The organism is Aeromonas sp. FDAARGOS 1411 (assembly GCF_019047125.1).
Taxonomy (GTDB): domain Bacteria; phylum Pseudomonadota; class Gammaproteobacteria; order Enterobacterales; family Aeromonadaceae; genus Aeromonas; species Aeromonas veronii.
In genome coordinates this window covers 3,856,364-3,876,369 of the sequence record NZ_CP077214.1, presented here as the reverse complement: position 1 = coordinate 3,876,369, position 20,006 = coordinate 3,856,364, and the positions used below count along the sequence as shown (strand labels likewise).

Below are 20,006 nucleotides of genomic sequence, written 5' to 3'. Positions count from 1 at the left end.
TTCCCCATGCGGGGATGCGAAGTTATTTCACAGAAAACCAGTCGCGTCGGCCTGTTGGCCGGCGCGCTGTTTTTTTGCCTGTCGTTTGGCGCCAGCAAACCGGCTTTGGCCGCCAATCAGCAGCTGGGGACCATGCAGTCCCAGATCAAGGAACAACAGCAGACCATCAAGCTCAGCAAGCAGGAGCTTGCCAAGCTCAATACCCAGCTCAAGGCTGACGAGCAGGCCATCTCGGCCGCCGCCGCTAAACTCAACCAGACCAAGCAGCAGTTGAAGCAGAACCAGCAGACGCTGGCGACCCTGCAAAAAGACAAGCTGGCGCTGGAAGTTCAAGCCAAACATCAAAAGCAGTTGCTGGCCAAGCAGGCGGAAAGCGCCTTTCAAGCGGGCAACCACGACTACCTCAAACTGCTGCTCAATCAGCAGGATCCGGCCAAACTGAGCCGCTCCCTCGACTACTACGACTACCTCAACAAGGCCCGCATCGAGGCCATCGACGCCCTGCGCGCCACCCGCGACAAGCTGGCGAAAAACCAGCAGGCAACCAAAGAGACCGAGACCAGACTGCAGACCCTGCTTGCCGAACAGCAGGAGCATCACCAGACCCTGCTGGCCAGCCAGCAGAGCCGGGCCAAGGTGCGCAACCAGTTGCAGCAGTCGGTACAGGATGACGAGCAGAAGCTCACCAAGCTGGTCAAGGCGGAGAAAGCGCTGAAAGCCCGGCTGGAAGAGCTGCGTCGCAAGCGGGAAGAGCAGGAGCGCCGTGAACGGGCCGAGCGGGAACGGCTGGCCAAGCTGAAAGCGGAGCAGGAGCGTCAGCGCAAGCTGGCCGAACAGCGCCGCGCCGAGCAACAACGACTCGCCGCCCAGCAGAATAAAACCGTCAAACCGGCAGAACCTGCCGAAGAGGTGGCCAGCAGCAAACCGGAGCGCGGCTCGGGCATCAGCAGTGCCGGTCACTACAGCGGTCTCAAAACCAATGGCAGCCTGCGCTGGCCGGTACAGGGGCCGATCCTCATCTCCTACGGTTCACCGCGCACCGCCCAGCTCAAGTGGAAAGGCACCCTGATCGGCGCCAGCGAAGGGACCCAGGTCAAGGCGGTTGCGCCGGGACAAGTGGTCTACGCCGACTGGCTCGACGGCTTCGGTATGCTGCTGGTGATCGACCACGGCAAAGGCTATATGAGCCTCTACGGTCACAATCAGTCGCTGCTGCGTCAGGTTGGCCAGAATGTGGAACAGGGTGAACCGGTGGCACTGGTCGGTGACAGTGGCGGTCAGGACAGACCTGGCCTCTACTTCGAAATTCGCTATCAGGGCGAGGCGATCAACCCGACCAAATGGCTGGCCAAGGGTTGAGTTAACCCGGCCGACAAACGCGTCACACGCTCACTAGCAAAAGCCTGCCTCACGCAGGCTTTTGTCGTTTCAAGAGCGCCCTCCCCACTGTCGGCCCCATTTGATGAAAAATTACCTATTTTTTCGCTCGGCTCAGGGGAAGACAACCAGACCGATCTGCTCCAGTAAGGTCTGCTGCTGATCCTCGTTGATCTGTACTCCCTGCAGATCGACCCGGCGCAGATCCAGCCCCGGCAGATCGCACTGGCGCAGATCGCAGCCCTGCAGCTTGAAGCTGGTCCAGTCAATCTGGCCAAACTCGGAGCCGCTGAGATCGGAACCCGCCAGCGAGGCACCAAACAGGTTGGCCCCCTGCCAACGGTTGCCAGTCAGCTCGCACTTCTCCAGCAGGCAGCCCTCGAAGCTGGCGTAGCTGAAGTTGTTGCCGGTCAGATGGGCCTCGCAGAAGTAGCTTTTGGCGGTGATCTGGTTGGCGAAGCTGGCATGGCTGAAGTTGATACCGACCGCCTGACAGTCGCGCATCTCCAGCCCCAGACACTGGCTGCGGCTGCAATCGGCCATGGTGAGATCGCAGCACAGGAAGCTGGTCTCGCGCAGATCACAACCCTGCAACAGGCAGCCCCGTTCACTTTCCCGATCGTAGAAGCTGCAGTCGATGAAGCGACTATCGCTCAAATCCAGCCAGGAGAAGTTGCAGCCGATAAAGCGGCACTCCGAGAACTGCTCCCCCTCCACATCCTGTTGCTCGAACCGGACATCCACGAACTGCTTGCCTCTGATCATCGGAAAACTCCTGCAAAAACGGCTTCATATGCTGACTTTATCCGCCAAAAACGGTAATGTTACATGTAACATCCACGCTGGACACCCCTATGAGCCCCACCCGCAAGCGCCGCCCCACCCTGCAAGATATCGCCGACCAGACCGGCGTGACCAAGATGACTGTCAGCCGCTATCTGCGCGACCCGCAGACCGTAGCGGAGGGGACCCGCGAGCGGATCGCGGCTGTGGTGGAAGAGCTGGGTTATATCCCCAATCGGGCGCCGGACATTCTCTCCAACGCGACCAGCAAGGCGATCGGCATCCTGATCCCCTCCCTCTCCAACCAGGTCTTCTCGGCGGTAATCCACGGCATCGAGTCGGTGACCCGACCGGCCGGTTACCAGACCCTGCTGGCCCACTACGGCTACAGCCCGGAGCGGGAGGAGGAGCAGGTCGCGTCCCTGCTCTCCTACCATGTGGATGGCCTCATCCTCTCCGACAGCCAGCACACAGAGCGCACCCGCAAGATGATCGCCACCGCCGGCATCCCGGTGGTGGAGACCATGGATCTGCCGCAAACCCCCATCGACATGGTGGTCGGCATGGATCATAGAGCCGCGGCCCGGGCCATGGTAACAGAGATGCTGCACCGGGGCCGACGCAAGGTGGTCTATCTGGGGGCGCGGCTCGACGTGCGTACCCAGCTGCGGATGGAGGGTTACTATCAGGCGATGACCGACTTCGGCCTCACCGGCCAGCATCTGCTGACCGAACAATCCTCCAGCTTCACTCTGGGGGGCGAGCTGCTGGATCAGGCGCTGGTGCGCTATCCCGACCTCGACGGCCTGTTCTGCACCAACGATGACCTGGCGGTGGGCGCCCTGCTGCAGTGTCAAGCCAAGTGGATCCCGGTGCCCCAGCAGATCGCCATCGCCGGTTGCAACGCTCTCGACATCGGCCACGCCATGACCCCCAAGCTGGCCAGTATCGCCACCCCGCGGGAAGCGATCGGTCGGGAGGCGGCCACCATGCTGCTGGCGCGTCTCAACGGCCAATCCCAACCCGACACCCGCAAGGATATCGGCTTCTCCCTCTATGTCGGGGAGAGTCTGGGGTAATCCCTTCCCTCACCCACTTAAGTCACGCTGATAGCAAACAGGCCACCCGAGGGTGGCCTGTTTGGTTTTCTGCACAACTGACGCTTAGCGTTTAACCAGCTCAACCGCTTCGCGGGAAAGGCGAGTCACCTCTTCCCAGTTGCCGCTCTTGACCGCATCGGCCGGCAGCATCCAGGAGCCGCCGACGGTGGCGACGCACTTGAGCGCCAGATAGTCGGCCACGTTTTTCGGGCCGATACCACCGGTGGGGCAGAACTTCACCCGGGGCAGTGGGGCGGCAATGGCGGAGAGTGCCTTGGTACCGCCGTTCGCTTCGGCCGGGAAGAACTTCAGATGGTCATAGCCTGCTTCCAGCGCCTGCATCACTTCAGACGGAGTAGCAACGCCCGGGATCAGCGGCGCGGTGCTGTTGGCTGCGTGAGCCAGCAGGGCCGGCGTCATCCCCGGGGAGATGACGAAGCGGGCACCGGCGGCAACGGCTGCGTCAAACTGCTCGCAGTTGAGCACGGTACCGGCACCGACCATGGCATCCGGCATCGCCTTGGCGATGAGGGCGATGGCATCGAGCGCCACCGGGGTGCGCAAGGTGATTTCGAAGACAGAGATGCCGCCGTCGAGCAGCGCCTTGGCCATCGGCAGGGCCTGATCCAGCTCGTTGATAACCATCACGGGTACCAGCGGGGAGGCGGCAAACACCTCGGCCGGGGTCACTTTCCAGTTCTGCATAGCTCTTCCTTAGTCAAAGATGGTAGCGCCACACTCGGCGCTCGATACCGCGCGACGCATCACGCTGAACAGTTCACGGCCCCACCCCTCTTGTTCCAGAGTGAGGTCAATCTCGGCCTGGGTACGGCCACTCAAATCGGTCAGACAGTCGAGGCTGCCGTTTACCGCGTCAACCCGCAGCAGGTCGCCGTCAGCAAGCAGGCCGATGGCCCCGCCGTGCAGCGCTTCCGGAGTGACATGGATGGCGGCCGGGATCTTGCCGGAGGCACCGGAGAGGCGGCCATCGGTGACCAGCGCCACCTTGTAACCAGCCTTCTGCAGGTTGCCGAGCACCGGCATCAGCTTGTGCAGCTCCGGCATGCCGTTGGCGGCCGGACCATTGTGGCGCACCACGATCACGGCATCCTGATTGAGATCGCCCGCCTTGTAGGCCGCTTCCACCGCATGCTGGGAGGAGAAAACCCGCGCCGGGGCTTCAATCACCCGATACTCGGGAGCCACGGCGGAGACCTTGACCACGGCGCGGCCCAGATTGCCCGCCAGCAACTTGGTACCGCCGGTGGCCTGGAATACGCTGCCGGAAGGCGACAACACGCTCGCATCGCCGCTCTCGCCCACCGGCTGCCATACCAGCTGGCCATCGACCAGTGCCGGACGGCTGAGGTAATCCTGCATCTCGCCAAAGACCGGAGTAGCGTCCATGTGGATCAGCCCCTCTTGCGCCAGACGGCGCATCAGGCCGGGCACGCCGCCTGCCTGTTCGAAGGCGTTGACGTCGGCCGGGCCGTTCGGGTACATGCGAACCAGCAGCGGCACCACGTCGGATAGATCGCTGATGTCATCCCAGGTCAGTACCAGACCGGCCGCGCGGGCCAGTGCCACCATGTGGATGCTGTGGTTGGTGCTGCCGCCGGAGGCGAGCAGGGCCACCAGACCGTTGACCAGCGAGCGCTCATCCAGCACCTCGCTCAACGGGCGATAGGCCGGGGAACCCGGGATCATGGCGCTGATGCGGCGGGCCGCTTCGGCGGTCAGGGCGCGGCGCAACTCGCTATGCGGGTGCACAAAGGCGGAGCCCGGCAGCATCAGGCCCATAGCCTCGAATACCAGCTGGTTGGTGTTGGCGGTGCCGTAGAAGGTGCAGGTGCCTGCCGCGTGGTAGGCGCTGCACTCCATCTCCAGCAGGGCATCGCGACCCACTTCACCGGCAGCGTACTTCTGACGCACCTTCACCTTCTCGTCATTGCTGATGCCGCTCGCCATGGGGCCAGCAGGAACAAATGCAGTCGGCAGGTGAGCGTGGGAGAGGGCCCCCATGATCTGACCCGGAGCTATCTTGTCGCAGATACCGAGCAGCAGGGTCGCATCAAAGGTGTTGTGAGAGAGCGACAGCGCGGTTGCTTGGGCGATCAGGTCGCGGGAGAAGAGGGACATGTCCATCCCCGGCTGACCCTGAGTCACGCCGTCGCACATGGCGGGAACGCCACCGGCAACCTGAGCACTGTGGCCCAGTTCGGCCAGCACTGCCTTGATCTGATCCGGATAGCCATGATAGGGCTGATGGGCGCTCAGCATGTCGTTGTAGGCGGTGACGATGCCGACGTTGGCGCGGGTCATATCGAGAATGCGACCCTTCTCGTCACTGCTGCAGGCGGCCACGGCGTGAGCCAGGTTGCCACAGGCCAGCGCGGCGCGGGTCTTACCCTGCTCTGCCTGACGCTGGATGCGGGCCAGAAATGCCTGACGACGGGCGACACTGCGCTCACGGATGCGGGCGGTGACGTCGGAAATTACCTGATGAATCATTGGGCTTGCTCCAATGCTGTGACGGCGCGGTCAACCACCTGTTCGAAGGTGCCGTCTATATCAATGTGGAATACACCGGCTTCGCCATCCGGGCGCTCCAGAGTATCGAACTGACTTTGTACCATGCTTTCACGCATGAAGTGGCCCTTGCGGGCACGCATCCGCTCGAGGATCAGCGGCTGGCTGCCATCGAGGAAGATGAAGCTGACCGACTCGTTGCCTTCGCGGATCTGGTCGCGGTACTTCTTTTTGAGGGCGGAACAGACAATGATGCCGGTCTCGTTCTTCTGCTCGAGACTGTAGGCGGCGTCGCGGATCCGCTCCAGCCAGGGGGCACGATCCTCATCGTTGAGGGGGTTGCCGCCAGCCATCTTCTGGATGTTGGCCTTGGGGTGCAAGTCATCACCATCGATGAACTTGGCGCCCAGCGCTTCGGCCACTTTCAGACCCACGCTGGATTTGCCGCTACCACACACACCCATCACGATAATGCACTTACCCGCCATAATTTGACCTCTGTCCCACTTTTCAAAAAACCAGCTGTTGATGGGTTCTAATCTAACACGTTACCGGTAACATGTTACCGGTAACGATTGAAAATGTGAAGTCTGCCACAGACTGAGCAAACCCATAGTCACCTGGGCATATGATGTTGAGCCCTTGCCATAAATCTAAATAAATCATAAAGATATGGTTTGCCGACGGATCGGCAAGGTGTCACGACTGAACTTGGAAAAAGGAACGCATAACAATGTCTGACCTCTCCCTGATCATGACAGCCGCCGGCTCGATTGTGCTGCTGCTCTTCCTGGTGATGAAGGCCCGGCTCCACGCCGTGGTAGCCCTGATCCTGGTCTCCATGGTGGCGGGTCTCGCCGCTGGCATGAACCCGGCCGACATAGCCAACACCATCCAGAAAGGGATGGGTGGCACCCTCGGTTTCGTCGCGGTAGTGGTGGCGCTGGGCGCCATGTTCGGCAAGGTGATGGAAGTGACCGGTGCTCTCGACCGGGTGGCTCACACCCTGCTCGGCAAGTTTGGCGTCAAGCGCGCCAACTGGGCCATGGCCCTGACCGGCTTTGTCTGCGCCCTGCCGCTCTTCTTTGACGTGGCCGTGGTGCTGCTGATCGGCGTCGCCTTCGCCATCGTCCGTCGTGGCGGCGGCAGCGTAGTGAAGATCGGTATCGCCCTGCTGGCGGGTATCGCCACCTGCCAGGCGTTCCTTATTCCGGCGCCGGGCCCGATCCTGGTGGCATCCCAGCTGGGTGCCGACTTCGGTTACATGATCCTGTTCGGCCTGATCGCCGCCGTACCGGCGCTGATCCTGGCTGGCCCGCTGTTCGGTGACTTCATCAGCAAGATCGTCGATGTACCGCTGCCTGCCGATGCCCAGAACAGCGTCCACGATGACAGCAAATCCCTGCCCTCCTTCGTGCTGGCCATGGGCCTCATCGGTCTGCCGCTGCTGCTGATCGGCCTCAAGACCATCGTCGGTCGCTTCGTCGAGGCGGGCTCCACTCTGCACAACTGGCTGGAGTTCATCGGTCACCCCTTCACCGCCATCATGGTCGCCTGTCTGGCCGCCTTCTATCTGCTGGGTATTCGCCGCGGCATGTCCCGTGACGAGGTGATGAGCGTCTGCAACAGCGCCATCCAGCCGGCAGGTGTCATCATTCTGGTGACCGGTGCCGGTGGCGTGTTCAAACAGGTACTGGTTGATTCCGGCGTGGGTGCCGCGCTTGGCAACATGCTGGCCGACTCCGGTCTGCCCATCGTCGCGCTGGCCTTCATTCTGGCCGCTGCGGTACGGGTGATTCAGGGTTCCGCCACCGTCGCCATGCTGACCGCCTGCGGTCTGGTGCTGCCGATGCTGGAACCCCTCGGCCTGAGCGGTGCCCAGCTGGCTGCCGTCACCATCGCCATCGGCGGCGGTGCCATCGTGCTCTCCCACGTCAACGACTCCGGTTTCTGGCTGGCGAACCGCTACCTCGGCCTGACCGAGAAGCAGACCCTGCAGACCTGGACCGTGATGGAAACCATCATCGGCACCACCGGCGGCGTGATGGCGATGATCATCTACAGCTTCCTCTGACAAGGGCAAAATGCTGACAAAAAGGCCTCACTCGTGAGGCCTTTTTCATCTTTCTGATGATTCTTTCTTTGGCTGAGAGGGCGAGATTGCTAGAATCGCCTATTCATCGCTCCGAGTGGAACGCTTAACCCCGTGATTTCAGGTTTATCTATGCATTCATCGGCCCATTATCGACAACTGCTGGCGCGCCTGCCCCAGATCGCCGTCGCAGCGGATCAGTTTGAAGTGCTCTATAGCGCCCAGGATTTCAAACGCCGCATTCTTGCGCTTATCGCCAGTGCCACCCGGCGCATCTATCTGGTCGCGCTCTATCTGCAGGATGACGAAGCCGGCCGGGAGATCCTCTCCGCCCTCTACGCCGCCAAGCAGCGCAATCCGGCCCTCGACATCAAGGTGTTCGTCGACTTCCACCGTGCCCAGCGCGGCCTGATCGGCAAAGGCAAACAGGGCGGCAACCACCTGATGTATCAGGCCATGGCTGCCCGCTACGAGCAGCAGATCGAAATCTACGGTGTGCCGGTCAAAGGGCGCGAGCTGCTCGGCGTGCTCCACCTCAAGGGCTTCATCTTTGATGATGTGGTGCTCTACTCCGGCGCCAGCCTCAACGACATCTACCTGCATCAGCAGGATCGATACCGCTTCGATCGCTATCACCAGATCACCAGCCCGGAGCTGGCCCGCAGCATGGTCAACTATGTGGACGACCTGTTCGTGAAGAGCGACGCGGTGCAGCGACTGGATCACAGCGATATCCCCAGCGCCAAACAGCTGAAGGGGCCGATCCGCCGCTTCAAGCAGAACCTGCGTCAGAGCCAGTACCGCTTCAGCACCATGCCGGTCAACACTCAGGAAGTGGCCGTCACCCCCATGGTGGGTCTGGGCAAGCGCAACAATCAGCTCAACCTGATGATCCGCAATCTGGTGCGCGCCACCGAGCGGGAGATCTTCATCTGCACCCCTTACTTCAACCCCCCCAAGGAGTTGAGCAAGGATATCGAGGATCTGCTGCAGCGCGGTTGCAAAGTCACCATCGTAGTGGGCGACAAGACCGCCAACGACTTCTTCATTCCGCCGGAAGAGAAGTTCTCCACCATCGGTGGCCTGCCCTATCTCTACGAGACCAACCTGCGCAAGTTTGCCGAGCGTAACCAGCGTCACATCGACGACGGCCGCCTCAACCTGATGCTCTGGTGTTGCGAGCGCAACTCCTACCATCTCAAGGGGATCTTCGTGGATGACGAGTGGGCCCTGCTCACCGGCAACAACCTCAACCCCCGCGCCTGGGCGCTGGATCTGGAGAATGGCCTGCTGGTACACGATCGTCGCCACCTGCTGCGTCCCCAGTTCAACGCGGAGCGGGAGAACATCCTGACCAACACCAAGCGGATCAGTCACTTCGATCAGGTGGAGCAGATCCAGGACTACCCGGAACAGGTGCGCAAGCTGCTGGGACGGATCCATCGGGTCAAGGCCCATTTGCTGCTCAAACGCATCATCTGACCTTGGGCGCCATGCGCCCGCACCTTGCCTGTTGGCAACCACACAAAGGCCTCCCGTTTTCGGCAGGCCTTTGTTATATCGGCCGTTTCCCCCGCCTTGGCGGCCCTGCCAGCAGCAACTCGGCTTGCATCGGCCCCTCAACAACCCCTATCATCTGGACATATTTACAGTGTTTTCGGGCATCTAATTGATGAAATTGGATAAAATTCCTCTCGATAGCCTCAAGGGTGTCGGCAGCAAGATGCTGGAGAAGCTCGAGCGGCTGGGGCTGGCCACGGTACAGGATCTGCTGTTCCACCTCCCCCTGCGCTACGAGGACCGCACCCAGGTGTGGCCCATCGGCGATCTGCCGCCCGGCCTGCACGGCGCCGTCGAGGGCGAAATCCAGGACACTCAGCTGGTGATGGGGCGCCGCCGCATGATGGTCTGTCGCATCAGCGACGGTACCGGCACCCTCACCCTGCGCTTCTTCAACTTCACCGCCGCCCAGAAAAACAGTCTGGCGGCGGGCCGCCTGATCCGCTGTTTTGGCGAGGTGCGCCCCGGCAAATACGGGCTGGAGATGGCTCACCCCGAGTACAAGCTGCTCGGCGAGGAGCAGGCAGGCCAGACCGAAGAGGCGCTCACCCCCGTCTACCCGACCACCGAAGGGCTGCGCCAGCTCACCCTGCGCAACCTCACCGATCAGGCGCTGGCCCAGCTCGACCTCTACGGCGTCGAGGAGTTGCTGCCCGCTGGCCTCTATCCCCATCAGATTGAGCTGGCCGCCGCCCTGAAATTGCTGCACCGCCCGCCTCCCTCGGTGGCGCTGCCGCTACTGGAAAGCGGCCAGCATCCGGCCCAGCAGCGACTGGTGCTGGAGGAGCTGCTGGCTCACAACCTCTCGGTACTCAAGGTGCGTGCTCAGGCACAAACCCAGCTGGCCCGCGCCCTCAAACCGGCGCCCGAGCTGGTTGAACAGCTGCTCGGCGCTCTGCCGTTCAAACCCACCGGCGCCCAGAGTAGGGTAGTAGCGGAGATAAGCAAGGATCTGCAACAGAGCCACCCCATGATGCGGCTGGTGCAGGGGGATGTGGGCTCCGGCAAGACCCTGGTCGCGGCGATGGCCGCCCTGCAGGCCATCGGCAACGGCTGTCAGGTGGGCTTGATGGCGCCGACCGAGCTGCTGGCGGAACAGCACGCCATCAACTTTGCCAAGTGGCTGGAGCCGCTCGACATCGGAGTCGGCTGGCTGGCGGGCAAGCAGAAAGGCAAGGCGCGGGAGGAGGCGCTGGCCGCGATCAAAGATGGCAGCGTCAAGATGGTGGTGGGCACCCATGCCATCTTTCAGGAGCAGGTGGTGTTCCAGCGTCTGGCGCTGGTCATCATCGATGAACAGCACAGATTCGGGGTGCATCAGCGCCTCGCCCTGCGCGAGAAAGGGGAGCGGGAAGGGGTACATCCTCATCAACTCATCATGACCGCCACCCCCATCCCCCGCACTCTGGCAATGACCGCATATGCCGACCTCGACACCTCGGTCATCGACGAGCTGCCGCCGGGCCGCACCCCCATCACCACGGTAGCGCTGCCCGACAGCCGACGCGGCGATGTGATCGAGCGGGTCAAGCTCGCTTGCACCGAGGGCAAGCAGGCCTACTGGGTATGCACCCTGATCGAGGAGTCGGAGGTGCTGGAGTGCCAGGCTGCCGAGGATACCGCCGCCGAGCTGCAGAACCTGTTGCCCGGTCTGCATATCGGGCTGGTGCACGGCCGGATGCGGCCGGTGGAGAAACAGCGGGTGATGGAGGAGTTCAAGGCAGGCATACTGCAACTGCTGGTCGCCACCACCGTCATCGAGGTGGGGGTGGATGTGCCCAACGCCAGCCTGATGATCATCGAGAACCCAGAACGTCTCGGGCTGGCGCAGTTGCACCAGCTGCGCGGCCGGGTTGGCCGGGGGGCGGTGGCCTCTCACTGCGTGCTGCTCTATCATGCCCCCTTGTCCAAGACGGCCCAGAGCCGGCTCGGGGTGCTGCGGGAGACCAACGACGGCTTCCTCATCGCCCAGCGCGATCTGGAACTGCGCGGCCCGGGGGAACTGCTCGGCACCCGCCAGACCGGTCTGGCCGATCTCAAGATCGCCGATCTGGTGCGGGATCAGCCGCTTATTCCACAGGTGCAAAAAATGGCGCGCTTCCTCATGGATAGGCACCCAAGCCATGTCGAACCCTTGATTCGCCGTTGGCTCGGCTTACGGGATCACTATTCCAATGCCTGATCGAAGTAAATGCAGAAGATGGGCACATCTCCTTATGGATAGGCATCCGAGTCATGTCGAACCCTTGATACGGCGCTGGCTCGGTCTGCGAGACCACTACTCAAACGCCTGACAACAGATCCCAAAACAGGAGGAAAGCAACCATGAATTCCTGGCTACGCGGCCTGCTCTACACCTTCGCCTTCCTGCTGCTGTTTGTCTGGGTTGCCCTCGGCCTGTTCGACGCCGAGCGCGCCAAAGGCCCCATCGCCAGCTGGATCAGCCAGCAGACCGGCGTGCCGGTCACCATAGGGCGACTGGTGTTCAACCCGCTGCACCCTTACACCCTGCTGGCAGAGCAGGTACGCTACGGCGATGCAGTCTCACTCGACAAGATCTATCTGGAGATCGAGAGCATCGACTGGCTGAGCCGCGACGTGCGCATCGCCCATCTCGATCTCATTCGTCCCGCCATCAAGCTGCCGCTGCCCAACCAGCTGCCGAACCTGCCGGTGCACTCCCTCACCATCAGTGACAGCACTATCGATCGCCTCAGTCTGGAGAGCCCCGAGCTGACCCTGCGCGGCCTCAATGCCACCCTGAGCGACTGGGAGCTGATCGACCCGAAACGGCAACCACAGGCCAACCTGAGCCTCAATATCGGCCAGCTGGAGACCCCGCAGTTCACCTTCGCCCGTCTCAACCTGCAAGGACGGCTGGAAGGAGAAATGCTGCGCACCGACAAGCTGGTGACCAACCTGTTCGACGGTCTGCTGGAGACCGGCATGGTGCTGGACTGGCCAGCCCGCACCCTGCAACTGCACGATCTCAAGGCGCGCGGCATGCGGGTGGAGCTGGGGGATCTGACACAACAAGGCTTCCCGCAGCGCTTCCCGTTGCAAAGCGTGTCGCTGGATCGCGGCCAGCTGGACAACATCAGCCTCAACGACATCAATCAGGAGCTCTCCTTCAACAACTTCAGCGGCCAGCTCACCGCCTTCAACTGGCAGGCGGGCAACCAGCCCACCGGCTACCTGAGCGGCACCCTGGGCGACATGGGCCGTGGCCTGTTTCAGCTGGAGGAGATCAAGGGCAAGCTCGCCTTCTCGCCCCAGCAGATCGACGGCGAACTGCAGGGCAAGGCCTATGAAGGGGAGTTCAATGTCGAGCTCTCCCTCGATAGCCAGCAGCAGAAGCTGACCCTGAAAGACGTGGCGCTGAGCGGCATGGATATCAGCCTGCCGCAGGGTTGGTGGCAGGATTGGCAGAGCTGGCGCCCGCAGCAGGTGGATATCCGCAAGCTGGCGTTCGACAAGCTTAAGGTGCTCTCCTTCGACGATACCCTGCCCCTGTCGCTGACCGGCTGGCAGCTCTATCTGAGCGATCTCGCCCTGCGCGATAACCAACCCGGCCCGCTGCTCGGCCGTGCCCGTATCGAGAGCAAGTGGTTCGAGCTGGTGTGGGATGGCCTCAGCGCCCGCAACGGCGAGCTGGATGGGGAGCTGACCCCCAGCTCCTGGCAACTGGGCAAACTCACCAGCTCGCTGCCGGATGAGGGCACTCTCAGCCTGAGTGGCCAGTGGGGCCGCGAACCGGGCCAGAGCAGCCGCCTCCAACTGCAGGCAACCAAGCTGGATCTGCAGCAATGGGGCAAGATATTCCACTCCCCTGTCTCGCTCGCTGGCAAGGCGGACGTGAGCGCCGATCTGCAAGCCGAACATGGCAAAACGGCGGGCGAGTGGCGCCAGACCCTGCAGGGCAGCTTTGCCCTCGATGCCGACGAGCCGTTCTGGGACAAGGTAAAGATAGATCCGCTGCTGGATCAGTGGTTCAAGGGGGCGACCCCGCCCACCCTGACGCCGGATCAGCTGTGGCAGGCGATGCAGGAGGGTGACACCCCCTTCTACCGCATCAAGCTGCAGGGCAAGATCGACAAGGGGCAACTACAAGTCGAGCAGGCTGGCGCCTCCACCATCACCCATCTGCTGGCGCTGCAAGGGGGGATCGATCTGGTCAACGAACAGTGGCAGCTCGATCTGGGGATCCTCAACGGCAACCGCTGCGCCGAGCTGCTCGGCCAGTGGCGCGGGCCGCTAACTGCCCCCACGCTGGCCTGGAGCTTCCCGCAGAAGCAGGACTCTTGCGGCTGGGAAGTGGGAGTACGCTATCCGCCGCAAGGCAACAGCGCCCCGCTCTGGCGACCGGCTCCCGCAACGAAAGCCCAAAACCAGGCCCAAGTGCAGACCCAAGCCGGGCAGACAAGCGACAGCCAGCAAGGGTAAAAACAGACAAGGCCTCATGATGAGGCCTTGTTGTTTGATGGGGAAACGACGCGGTTACTGGCCCGGACGGCGGGGCGGCTGCACCACGTAGTGACCGCAGAACTCCGCCGCCAGCTTGCTGCCGCTGAACAGCTGGATCTTGAGGCTGAAGGTGGCAGGCTCCCCCCGTTTGAGCGGCTGCAGCACGGCGGGCATCCCCTCGCGGGCCACTCGCGCCTCCGGCTCCTCATCGACAGGGCCATGATATTTGATGGTGCTCTCGGCCAGCACCGGCTCGCCCACCAGCCCCTCCTCTTTAAGCTGCAGCCAGATCAGCCCCCAGCCCGCCAGCACGCACTGGCTGTAGACACTGCCGGCGAACATGCTGCCATGCACGTTGAAGTTGGCCGCCAGATTGGCCTTGAGGTGGAAAGTCTGGCCATCGTAGTGGCTGATGTGCATCCCCATCTTCTCGCTGATGGGCACCCCGCGTGACCAGCGGGTGGTGAGATCCTGACACCACTCCGGCCGATACTGGATAGTCTGCAACGGGCTCAGGGATTTGATCATCTGGCGATGGGGAATCCGGCCAAAGGAGACGGGGCCGCCCCCCACTTCGAGAAAGCCGCACTTGCGATAGAACTCCACCGCCTCCTGACGGGCGTTCATCACTAGCCGCTTCACCTTCTCGCTGCGGGCCAGCTCTTCGAGGTCCTCCACCATTTTGGCGCCCAGCCCTTGGCCGCGATATTCGGGACGCAGCGCCATAAAGCGGATCTGCGCCTCATCGCCGCCGATAAAGAGGCGCCCCACCGCGATGGGGGTGCCATCGGGTGCCAGCATCAGCCGGTGAATGGCGACGGTGTCGTATTCGTCCCGCTCGGAACCGACGGGCAGATTGAAGGGTTTACGCAGAAGTTCCCAGCGCAACTGGTAATAGGCATCCAGCTCGGCGGCTGTCTGAGGGGTGACTACCCGATACATAGTTTCATCCTTGAGTTTGCGCTGACTGGCAGATGGAAGGGCTTGCACAGACGTTTCCAGCGCAGCTTGCAGTAAGTACCCGGCTCGGCTGCCGTTTGGGGGGGACCACCCAGTACATAGATCGATCCTTGAGTTACACTGGTCGGAAACCATCTTGCCGTGCAAATTCATGGACTTCAATCTGCAAGCGTACCAAGCCGATCACTTGTTGCACCTCAGCGTCAAACCCCAGCGCCGCCTCACGGTACAGGAAAATAGCCACCACCGCTGGCTGGAGATAGACGGCGTGGTGCAATCCGCCATGTCGCTCGCCGACCCCGCGACCCTCTGTCTGCCCCATCAACGGGTCATCGCCTGCCTGCTGCCGGAGCAGGCCACACAGATACTCGAACTGGGGCTGGGGGGCGGCGATCTCACTCGCCATCTCTGCCAACGCTGGCCCGATGCCCGCCACGAGTGCGTCGACCTCGACGAAGAGGTGCTGACCGTTTATCAGCAGTTTTTCCAGCATCAGGAGAGCGATGAACACGCCGCGCCGGCACTCCATCAGGCCGATGCCCTCGCCTTTCTGGAGCAGAGCGAGCAGCAGTACGACCTCATCCTGCTCGATCTATTCAGTCAGGATGGCAACCCGCTGCTGCTGTTTCAGGAACGGCTCTACCGGGCGCTGGCTCCCCGCCTCTGCGGCACCCTGGTGATCAACCTGCTGCCGCGCACCGCGCTTGAGCTAACCCACGCCCTGACGCAGATAGAACAGTGGATTGGCCCCGCCACCCCCTATCCGGTTGCGGGACTTATCAACGTGATCGTCCACGTCACACCGCGGGACGAAACATCTTCAGACCTGTAGCCAGAAGGTCGTTGGCCCCTCGTTGACCAGCGCCACCTTCATGTCGGCGGCAAAACGGCCGGTTTCGGTCGGGATGCCGCTGGCAGCAGCCTTGGCCACGAAGTAGTCATAGAGGCGCTCGGCCTCGCTCGGGTGAGCTCCGCAGGAGAAGCTGGGACGCATCCCTCGCTTGGTATCCGCCGCCAGCGTGAATTGGGAGACAACCAGCAGACTGCCGCCGATCTGGCTGACATTGAGGTTCATCTTGCCCTCCTGATCCGGAAAGATGCGATAACCACTGACCCGATGCAGCAACTTGTCGGCCTTGGCCTCATCATCCCCCTGCTCCACCCCGAGCAGCACCAGCAATCCCTGACCGATGGCGCCGGTCACCTCCCCCTCGACAGTCACGCTGGCCTCGCTGACCCGCTGAATCAATGCAATCACATCCCTCTCCTTTGAAAACAGAACGACCGCCCCCTCGCAGGGGCGGTCGTCGATGCTACCAATAAACCGGTGGGCAAGGCGATGGCTTAGCCAAGCTCCTCACTCGCCGGTTTCTCATATTCGCCGAGGCAAGCCGTAGTCTCAGCCCCCAGCAGCACCACCAGCCAACTCAAATAGACCCAAACAAACAGGATCGGGATGGTGGCCAGCGCGCCGTAGATGGCCTGATAGGAGGGGAAGTTGGTGATGTAGATGGCAAAACCGCGCTTGGCCAGCTCGAACAGGGTCGCCGCTACCAGCGCACCGATAAAGGCGTGGATCAGCCGCACCTTGCAGTTGGGTACCACGGTATAGACCAGCAGGAAGGTGAGCACCGAGAAGAGGAACGGCAAACCCCGCAACAGCAGATAACCGATACCGAACAGGCTCTCGGCGCCAAACAGCCGCAGCGAGAAGATGTAGGAGGAGATGGCGATACTGGCTCCGATAAGCACGGGCCCCAGGGTGAGGATCATCCAGTACATGGCAAAGGCCTGCGCCAGCGGGCGGCCCTGGGTCGAGCGCCAGATGTAGTTGAGGTTCTTGTCGATGGCGGAGATCAGCATCAGCGCCACCACCACCAGCGCCCCAATCCCCACAGCCGTGGTGTTGGTGGCATTGGCGACGAAGCCGTCGATGTACTCCTTGAGCATATCGCCCGCGGTCGGCACGAAGTTGTGGTAGACGAACTGCTCCATCGCCTGTTTGAGGCTCTGGAACACCGGGAAGGCGGACATCATGCCAAAGACCACGGCGATCATCGGCACCAGTGAAAGCAGGGTGACATAGGCCAGATAACCGGCGGTAACCGTCAATCTGTCCTGCTGGAAACGGCCCCAGACAAACTGGGCAAAGTGGCGACCATCATGGCGCAAGAAGGAGAGGGCGTGGGCCAAACGGCCGCTGACAGGCTGCTGCATCTTGATTCTCGTTAGCGTCATAGTGGCAATATTGTGTCAGAGGAGAGCGCTGTTTGACCACCTTTGCACCCGATTTGCCTCCATCTGCCCCAACCTGTCGCCCGGCTGGCGTCTCTGGCTGTCGTCAGAAGCAGAAATAAAAACGGCCCCGCTATGGGGCCGTTTGCAATGCCGGATTACAGCATGTAGTCCGCGGGCAGCTCGATGCGGGCGACGCCGGAGGCCACCGCCGCCAGCGCCACGGCGCGGGCAACCCGCGGCAGCAGACGGGCATCCATCGGCTTGGGAATGACGTAATCCTTGCCGAAGGCGAGCTCGTTGACCCCGGCGGCGGTCAGCACCTCGGCCGGCACCGGCTCCTTGGCCAGCGCGCGGATCGCCTCGACCGCGGCAATCTTCATGGCATCGTTGATGCGGCTGGCACGGGCGTCGAGGGCACCGCGGAAGATGAAGGGGAAGCAGAGCACGTTGTTGATCTGGTTCGGGTAGTCGGAGCGGCCGGTGCCCATGATAAGGTCGCTACGCACCCCGTGGGCCAGCGCAGGCTTGATCTCCGGATCCGGGTTGGAGCAGGCGAAGATAACCGGATTGGGCGCCATCAGGGCGACCGCTTCAGCGGGCAGCACATCGGGGCCGGAGACGCCGACAAACACATCCGCCCCTTCGATGACATCCATCAGGGTGCGCAGCGGGGTCTCGTTGGCGAAACGCTGCTTGTACTTGTTGAGATCGCTGCGGCCGGTGTGGATAACACCCTGACGATCCAGCATGAAGATGTTGTGCGCCCTGGCGCCGCACTTGATCAGCAGATCCATACAGGCGGTCGCGGCAGCCCCCGCCCCCATACAGACGATGCGGCTGTCACTGATGAGCTTGCCCTGGATCTCCAGCGCGTTGAGCAGGCCGGCGGCGGTGACGATGGCGGTGCCGTGCTGGTCATCGTGGAACACCGGAATGTCGCAGCGCGCGATCAGCGCCTCTTCAATCTCGAAACACTCCGGCGCCTTGATATCTTCCAGATTGATGCCACCGAAGGTATCGGCGATAGCCGCCACCGTGTCGATAAACTGCTGGCTGGTCTCGTGCTTCACCTCGATGTCGATAGCATCAATGCCGGCGAAGCGCTTGAACAGCAGGGCCTTGCCCTCCATCACCGGCTTGGAGGCCAGCGGCCCCAGATTGCCCAGACCCAGAATGGCTGTACCGTTGGAGATGACGGCCACCAGATTGCCCTTGCCGGTATAGCGGTAGGCATCGGCCGGGTTGGCAGCGATCTCGCGCACCGGCTCGGCAACACCCGGGCTGTAGGCCAGCGCCAGATCGCGGGCGGTTTCGGCAGGCTTGGTCAGGGCGATGGCAATTTTGCCCGGTACGGGCTGGGCGTGGTAATCGAGTGCTTCTTGACGCAGATCGGACATGGGGGACCCCGATGTGGTTGGTGCAAATGAGGTGCCGACAGGGGGCACACAGAAGGGCGGGGATCATAAAAGAAAGCGCTGAGCATGCCCAGCAGATCATGCTGCCATCAGCCAGATCAGACCAGTTATTTCAGCACCTTACCCCGCCCGCACATACCACTTTAGTTATAGATCCTGCTATGTGGGGTAAAAATGGCGCAAAAAGGGCGGCAAGTTGGCCTTGCCGCCCTTTCTGTCAGTGCTGTAGACCTGACTCAGTTGCCCAGATAGACCGGCAACAGATTTGCCATAGACAGAAAGTGGAACAGCGCGGTCGCCAACCCGAACAGGATCAGCAACCAGGCCATCAGCTTGCCGCCGGGGGTAACGAAGTGGGGAGTCACTTCGCCCCGCTCGGCCCGCGCCCGGGTGCGCAGCACCAGCAGTGCCGGGATGATGCAGGTCCAGATGGTGGCTGCAGCACCGGCATAGCCGATGGCCAGCAGGAAGCCAAACGGGAAGAGCAGGGAGAGCACCAGCGGCGGCAGGAAGGTGACCGCCCAGGTCTTGCAGCGACCGGCGCGGCTGTTATCGAACTTGAACAGATCAGCCAGATAGTCGAACACCCCGAGCCCCACCCCGATAAAGGAGGAGAGGATCGCCGCCATGGAGAAGCCGTTGATGGCGCTGGCCACCTTCTCCGATTCGATCACCCCTGAAAGCGCGGAGAGCAGCACACTCACGTCTCCCCCTTTGGCAATCACAGGGGCAAAATCCTGACGGGGCAGGTTGCCGAAGATCCCCAGCAGCCAGAGCACGTAGAGCGCCAGCGCGATCAGGGTTCCCCCCAGAATGGCCCATCTGGCCTGCTGCTCGTTCTGGTAATAGGCACGCAGGGAGGCAACAGAGTGGTGATAGCCGAACGAGGTGAGCGCCACCGGCAGCATCGCCATGGCATAAGGGGCGTAGCGACTCTCGCTGCCCGCCAGATCGAGCAGGGTCGGCAGCTTGATACTGCCGAGCAGCCCGGCCACACCGAGGGCGAAACTGAGGATCATGAAGGCGATCAGCACCACCGAAATACGGTCAACGGCGCGAGTCGAGTGCCACACCACCGCAGAGAAGAGCGCCACGAACAGCACGGACGCGAGCTTGCTGTCGATCCCCAGTATCCCCTGCAGGATGGCACCGGAGGAGGTGATATAGGCGTAGAGCAGAATGCCGCCAACAAAGTAGACCGAGAGGTTGTTGAGGAGATTGAGCTTCTCCCCCAGCAACTCGCGAGTCACGGTATTGAAGGAGACCCGCATATCGTGGTGCTGGAAGGATTCCAGCAACATCCAGCCGGAGAGGGTCATCATCACCATGGTGACGGTCAGCGCCAGCACCGACCAGAGGGTCCAGGCCCCCGCCCCCGAACTCGGCAGACCGAGCATGCCGGCTCCCACGCAGACGCTGGCAATGATGCAGGCGCCCCCCAAAATTGACGGTTTTTTCTTCATAATCCCTTCTTTTTCTGACTGATTA

General features: G+C 62.1%; 16 protein-coding genes. 7 read left to right on the top strand and 9 right to left on the bottom strand.

What is annotated here, in order from left to right; all coding sequences use genetic code 11:
- The first annotated feature begins 6 nt into the window (after positions 1 to 6).
- Positions 7 to 1,359, top strand: a complete 1,353-nt coding sequence (gene envC / locus I6L41_RS17505) for a murein hydrolase activator EnvC (RefSeq protein WP_216960342.1) — start codon at positions 7 to 9, stop codon at positions 1,357 to 1,359.
- A gap of 132 nt (positions 1,360 to 1,491) precedes the next feature.
- Here envC and I6L41_RS17500 read toward each other — a convergent pair whose 3' ends face one another.
- Positions 1,492 to 2,142 carry a Qnr family pentapeptide repeat protein gene (locus tag I6L41_RS17500; protein WP_216960339.1) on the bottom strand — a complete coding sequence of 217 codons (651 nt, stop codon included), beginning with the start codon at positions 2,140 to 2,142 and terminating at the stop codon, positions 1,492 to 1,494.
- A gap of 89 nt (positions 2,143 to 2,231) precedes the next feature.
- Here I6L41_RS17500 and I6L41_RS17495 point away from each other — a divergent pair, with 89 nt between their 5' ends.
- Entirely contained in the window at positions 2,232 to 3,239 is a 1,008-nt protein-coding gene (locus I6L41_RS17495; protein ID WP_005355407.1) for a substrate-binding domain-containing protein, read from the top strand.
- Positions 3,240 to 3,323: 84 nt separating this feature from the next.
- Here I6L41_RS17495 and I6L41_RS17490 read toward each other — a convergent pair whose 3' ends face one another.
- The 3 genes from I6L41_RS17490 to I6L41_RS17480 are packed head-to-tail and all read right to left on the bottom strand — an operon-like array spanning position 3,324 to position 6,277.
- Complete coding sequence (locus I6L41_RS17490; RefSeq protein ID WP_216960336.1) at positions 3,324 to 3,965, bottom strand: bifunctional 4-hydroxy-2-oxoglutarate aldolase/2-dehydro-3-deoxy-phosphogluconate aldolase; 642 nt, start codon at positions 3,963 to 3,965, stop codon at positions 3,324 to 3,326.
- A gap of 9 nt (positions 3,966 to 3,974) precedes the next feature.
- Positions 3,975 to 5,771 (bottom strand): phosphogluconate dehydratase, encoded by a 1,797-nt coding sequence (gene edd / locus I6L41_RS17485; protein WP_216960334.1) that lies wholly within the window; start codon positions 5,769 to 5,771, stop codon positions 3,975 to 3,977.
- Positions 5,768 to 6,277 (bottom strand): gluconokinase, encoded by a 510-nt coding sequence (locus I6L41_RS17480; protein ID WP_005340649.1) that lies wholly within the window; start codon positions 6,275 to 6,277, stop codon positions 5,768 to 5,770. The genes edd and I6L41_RS17480 overlap by 4 nt, the downstream gene beginning before the upstream one ends.
- A 245-nt stretch (positions 6,278 to 6,522) precedes the next feature.
- On the opposite strand from I6L41_RS17480, the gene gntU reads away from it, so the two are divergent.
- The 4 genes from gntU to I6L41_RS17460 all read left to right on the top strand — a co-directional run bounded on the left by gntU (position 6,523) and on the right by I6L41_RS17460 (position 13,884).
- Entirely contained in the window at positions 6,523 to 7,863 is a 1,341-nt protein-coding gene (gntU, locus tag I6L41_RS17475) for a gluconate transporter (protein WP_216960331.1), read from the top strand.
- Between the two features lie 150 nt (positions 7,864 to 8,013).
- Positions 8,014 to 9,363: a CDP-diacylglycerol--serine O-phosphatidyltransferase gene (pssA, locus tag I6L41_RS17470; RefSeq protein WP_204480656.1), complete on the top strand. Its 1,350-nt coding sequence runs from the start codon at positions 8,014 to 8,016 to the stop codon at positions 9,361 to 9,363.
- A 190-nt stretch (positions 9,364 to 9,553) separates the two neighbouring features.
- On the top strand, positions 9,554 to 11,623 hold the full coding sequence (recG, locus tag I6L41_RS17465) for an ATP-dependent DNA helicase RecG (protein ID WP_216949978.1): 2,070 nt from the start codon (positions 9,554 to 9,556) through the stop codon (positions 11,621 to 11,623).
- A gap of 143 nt (positions 11,624 to 11,766) precedes the next feature.
- Complete coding sequence (locus tag I6L41_RS17460; protein ID WP_216960327.1) at positions 11,767 to 13,884, top strand: AsmA family protein; 2,118 nt, start codon at positions 11,767 to 11,769, stop codon at positions 13,882 to 13,884.
- 54 nt (positions 13,885 to 13,938) lie between these two features.
- Here I6L41_RS17460 and I6L41_RS17455 read toward each other — a convergent pair whose 3' ends face one another.
- Positions 13,939 to 14,847, bottom strand: coding sequence for a bifunctional GNAT family N-acetyltransferase/hotdog fold thioesterase (locus I6L41_RS17455; RefSeq protein WP_167557315.1), 909 nt, complete (start codon positions 14,845 to 14,847; stop codon positions 13,939 to 13,941).
- 169 nt (positions 14,848 to 15,016) lie between these two features.
- Here I6L41_RS17455 and I6L41_RS17450 point away from each other — a divergent pair, with 169 nt between their 5' ends.
- Positions 15,017 to 15,697, top strand: a complete 681-nt coding sequence (locus I6L41_RS17450; RefSeq protein ID WP_216963997.1) for a spermidine synthase — start codon at positions 15,017 to 15,019, stop codon at positions 15,695 to 15,697.
- Here I6L41_RS17450 and dtd read toward each other — a convergent pair.
- From dtd to I6L41_RS17430, 4 genes are all read right to left on the bottom strand, one after another.
- Positions 15,686 to 16,123: a D-aminoacyl-tRNA deacylase gene (dtd, locus tag I6L41_RS17445; RefSeq protein WP_005356887.1), complete on the bottom strand. Its 438-nt coding sequence runs from the start codon at positions 16,121 to 16,123 to the stop codon at positions 15,686 to 15,688. The two genes, I6L41_RS17450 and dtd, sit on opposite strands and share 12 nt — an antisense overlap.
- An 86-nt stretch (positions 16,124 to 16,209) precedes the next feature.
- Complete coding sequence (locus I6L41_RS17440; RefSeq protein ID WP_005340664.1) at positions 16,210 to 17,082, bottom strand: virulence factor BrkB family protein; 873 nt, start codon at positions 17,080 to 17,082, stop codon at positions 16,210 to 16,212.
- A gap of 176 nt (positions 17,083 to 17,258) precedes the next feature.
- Positions 17,259 to 18,500, bottom strand: coding sequence for a malic enzyme-like NAD(P)-binding protein (locus I6L41_RS17435; RefSeq protein ID WP_158114060.1), 1,242 nt, complete (start codon positions 18,498 to 18,500; stop codon positions 17,259 to 17,261).
- 254 nt (positions 18,501 to 18,754) lie between these two features.
- Positions 18,755 to 19,981, bottom strand: coding sequence for an aromatic amino acid transporter (locus tag I6L41_RS17430; protein WP_005355439.1), 1,227 nt, complete (start codon positions 19,979 to 19,981; stop codon positions 18,755 to 18,757).
- Between the last annotated feature and the right edge of the window lie 25 nt (positions 19,982 to 20,006).